Consider the following 4,040-nt stretch of genomic DNA (forward strand, 5'->3'; position numbering starts at 1 on the left):
CCAGACCAGCAGGAGACGGCCGGAATTGGCGAGCGGCCGCATCAACGAGACGACCTGGTAGCAATCGGTGACGTCGAGCAGCACCACTGCGAGGAACGAGGCGGCGGCAATCGTCAGCGGGTATTGCCAGGCGAGATGGCTGAAGAAGCCGACATAGTAGAAATAGACGCAGAGGCCCGACAGGAACAGCAGCGCGAATTCGACCATGCGCAAGACGCCGCTGACCATGATTGGCGACATGGTATCGCGCCGGTATTGCGACGCGACCTGACGGGCGACGTCGTTCATCCCGCCAAGGTTATCGCCGCTGGCAGGGCCGTCGAATTTGCGCACCGCGTCTATCGAAAAGCGGCGTGCGGGATCGATCTCGTTCATGGGTGCATCCGCAAAGCTTCCCTCAGGTGAATAGCAAAAGAGAGCTAAGAAACCCTTGAAACAACAGGTAGCTTTAGAGAAGCTTTGGGGTTAGCGCCCTTTTGGGGTTACCGCTTGAGCGCGGCGAAATAGGCCGTCTCGATCGCGGCGGCCATCACGTCGGCGCCGAATCGCGTCTTGAGGTCGGCGCTGTCGGGCATCAGGCTGCCGTAGGCATTGAGGTCGGCCAGCGCCGCGCTCATCTTGTTGCTCAGTTCGCGCGGGTCAGGCCGGATCAGGGCAGGGGAGCCGGTGCCAAAGATTTCCGGGATGCCGCCGACGGCGGTGGCGATCATCGATTTGCCGGCGGCGAGCGTTTCCAGAACGATGTAAGGCATGGCTTCCGCACGCGAGGGAACGATGACCAGTTCGGCCAGCGCGAAGGCTTTGCGCGCCGGCATCGGCGGCAGGAAGCGCGTATGGCCTTCGAGACCGAGGCGCTTCACTTGCGCATGGTAGCGCGGCAGGTCGTCGCCGTCGCCGACCATCACCGCTTTCACCGGGCGGCCGAGCCGCGTTCCGGCAAGGACGAGCGCATCGATGAAGATGTCCGGTCCCTTGAGGTCGCGCATCATGCCGATATAGAGGACATCGGCCGCATTCTGCTCGGTTCGCACCGGCTCGAACTCGGCGGCGCTCAAGCCGTTGTAGACAAGGTTGTTCGGGATGGGCGGTTCGCCGACCTTCCTGTGATATGTCTGCCTTTCATAATCGGAGACAAACAGAAGATAGTCGGTGAAGCGCGCCATGAACCGTTCGAGCGCGAAAAACAGCTTCCCCGTGGCGGTAGTCTCGTCATAGTGAAGAGAGCCGCCGTGAGGCGAATAAAGGCGGGCTACGCGAGACCTTGATACCCGCAACAATGAGCCGAACAGGCGGGCATAGGCGCCACCCTTGGCGCCGTGCCCGTGGAGCACGTCCGGCCGCAATCCCTTGATAAGCCCGAAGGTGCGCCAGGCCGAGGCGAGATCGCCCGGTCCGACATGCCGCTGCATTGGCGTCCGATGGATGCCCAGCGCCATTTTGCCCTTCATTTGTTCGAACAAATGTTCCTCAAAATCGCCACCCGTCGTCGAATCGCAGACGATGCCGACGGCATGCCCGGCGGCGACCTGCGCCTCGGTCAGGTCGCGCACGTGACGAAAAATCCCTCCGACAGGTGAGCGAAAGCAGTGGACGATCCTGAGTGTGTCCGCCACGTGGTCTAGAACAGGCGTTCGCGAACGTAGACCGTGTCGCCGGGCAGGAGTGGGTCGGAGGTGGCCACGCGACCGGTCATGACCTTGCCATTGATGTCGCGGGTGATGTCGACGCTTTCCTGGTTGGCGCGCGGGCTGAAACCGCCGGCGATGGCAATCGCCTTTTGTACGGTCAGGCCGGGAACATAGGAGTACTGGCCCGCGGCGCCGACTTCGCCCATGATGAAGATCGGCCGGTAGCGGTCTATCTCGACCGAAACGTCCGGATCGCGCAGGTAGCCCTGGCGCAATTTGTCGGCGATCTCGCCTTCGAGTTGCTGTGCGGTGTGGCCGCGCGCCGGTACGGCGCCGACGAGCGGGATGGACAGGTAACCGGATTGGTCGACGCTGTAGACGTTGGTCAATCCTTCCTGCTCGAACACGGTGACGCGGACCCGGTCGCCGGCACCAAGGCGATAAGGCTGGTCGAGCATTTTATGGAAGGCGGCCGGCGCCGGCCGGTAGCTGGAGCAGCCGGCAAGCAACGACACGGCGAGCAGCGCGCGGAAGAGGGAAGCAGTGCTTTTCATGGCCGGACACGTACCTTCGATTGGCCGCTGTTACACCGCGGCAAACTCTGGGGATCGAGGCCCGTTATCATCCCGTTAGGGTTAATGGCCGGTAAAGGCGGCGGCAACCGACAAAACACGGCCGGTTTAACGCTTTTGTTGCCGCTTGCGAGTAAAACCTAACAGATACTTACCGCGATATTAACGGCTGAGTTACCATAGTTGTTTACGGTGCATTCTGACCAATGCATGTCGCCCAAAAGTGCGCAGCGGTTTTGGGACAACGACATGCATGAAAACAAGAGCTTAAAGCGAGTCGTATGAATCTGTTCAAACGCGACGTGCTTTAAGTACCGGAGCAGGATGCATGTCCGTTAAATCCGTGGCCGCAGATGTCGACGTCGATCTCAGGCAGCTCTTCGCAAGCCTTGCGAGGAATTGGCTGCGCATTCTTGTCGTGGCGCTGGTCATAACCGGCCTGGCGTTCGCGCTCACATGGCTTGCCACGCCGCATTACAGGGCTGAAACACGGCTTTTGATCGAGACGCGCGAATCGGTTTACACGCGCCCCGACGGCACCAATGACAATGACAAGCCGATTCTCGACGAGGAAGGCGTGACCAGCCAGGTCGAGGTTGTGTCTTCGACCGACATCCTCAAGCAGGTGGCGCAGAAGCTCAATCTGTCGCGGCTTCCCGAATTCGACGAGACAGCGGACATGCCGATGTTGAGCCGTCTGCTCGTCATCGCCGGCCTGAAAAGCGACCCCAACGAGATTCCGCCTGAAGAACGCGTGCTGACGAAGATGCGCGAGAAACTCAACGTCTATCGCGTTGAAAAATCACGGGTAATCGTCATCGAATTCTCCTCGGAAAATCCCAGGCTCGCCGCCGAAATTCCGAACGCCATCGCCGACGCCTACATCTCCGTCCAGGGCAATGCCAACATCGAATCGAATTCCGCCGCAACCGACTGGCTGGCGCCTGAGATCGCCGACCTGTCGAAGCGGGTTAAGGACGCCGAGGCCAAGGTAGCAAGCTACCGCGCCCAGTCCGATCTTTTGATGGGCGGCAACAATTCGGTGCTCGCCACCCAACAGCTTTCCGAACTGTCCAGCGAACTGTCGCGGGTGCGGGCCAATCGCGCATCGGCAGAAGCGACGGCCGACAGCGTGCGCAGGGCGCTGCAGAATGGCGGCTCGCTGGATGCGGTACCAGAAGTGCTGTCTTCCGAACTCATCCAGCGGCTGCGCGAGCGGCAGGTCGAGCTCAAGACCAACATCGCCGACCTTTCCACCTCCTTGCTCGACAATCATCCGCGCATCCGGGCGCTGAGATCGCAGCTTGCCGATCTCGACCGCCAGATCCGCAACGAGGCGGAAAAGATCATGAAAGGGCTGATGACGCAGGCGCAGACCGCCCAGGCCCGCGAAAACCAGCTTGTCGCCGACGTCAATACACTGAAGGCTGCATCGGCGCGCGCCGGCGACCAGCAGGTCGAACTGGATGCGCTGCAGCGCGAAGCGACCGCCCAGCGGCAGTTGCTCGAATCCTACCTGACCCGTTACCGTGAGGCGTCCTCGCGCAAGGACAGCAACTATCTGCCGGTCGACGCCCGTGTCTCTTCCCGCGCGGTGGCGCCGTCCGAGCCCTATTTCCCAAAAATCCTGCCGATCACCGGTGCTGCCTTCGTCGGTTCGTTGCTGGTCATGGCGATCGTGACGCTTCTGCAAGAGCTGTTTTCGGGTCGCGCCATGCGGCCAGCCGCCGGCGCCCGTTTCGAACGGATCGAACAGGTTGCGATGCCTGTTGCCCACGAACCCTCCAATCACGAACCGGCCGATATCGAGGACGTCGAGGATCGGGCGGCGGAAGCGCAG

The 4,040-nt window shown here is 61.4% G+C and carries 3 protein-coding genes and 1 pseudogene; 1 reads left to right on the top strand and 3 read right to left on the bottom strand.

Features of this window, described 5'->3' with window-relative positions; genetic code table 11:
* The 3 genes and pseudogenes from EOA86_RS25315 to EOA86_RS25325 form a co-directional block, all read right to left on the bottom strand.
* A pseudogene (locus EOA86_RS25315) lies at nt 1-375 on the bottom strand (undecaprenyl-phosphate glucose phosphotransferase); the annotation flags it as partial.
* 107 nt (nt 376-482) lie between these two features.
* A complete protein-coding gene (locus EOA86_RS25320) occupies nt 483-1,613 on the bottom strand; it encodes a glycosyltransferase family 4 protein (RefSeq protein WP_128344178.1) in 1,131 nt (376 codons plus the stop codon).
* Between the two features lie 5 nt (nt 1,614-1,618).
* A complete protein-coding gene (locus EOA86_RS25325; protein ID WP_029353441.1) occupies nt 1,619-2,182 on the bottom strand; it encodes a polysaccharide biosynthesis/export family protein in 564 nt (187 codons plus the stop codon).
* A 346-nt stretch (nt 2,183-2,528) separates the two neighbouring features.
* Between EOA86_RS25325 and EOA86_RS25330 the strand changes: the two genes are divergently transcribed.
* Nucleotides 2,529-4,040: GumC family protein (locus EOA86_RS25330; RefSeq protein WP_128344180.1), on the top strand; the 1,512-nt coding region annotated here is incomplete at its 3' end.

Source organism: Mesorhizobium sp. M5C.F.Ca.IN.020.32.2.1, from assembly GCF_004023105.1.
Taxonomy (GTDB): Bacteria; Pseudomonadota; Alphaproteobacteria; order Rhizobiales; family Rhizobiaceae; genus Mesorhizobium; species Mesorhizobium wenxiniae.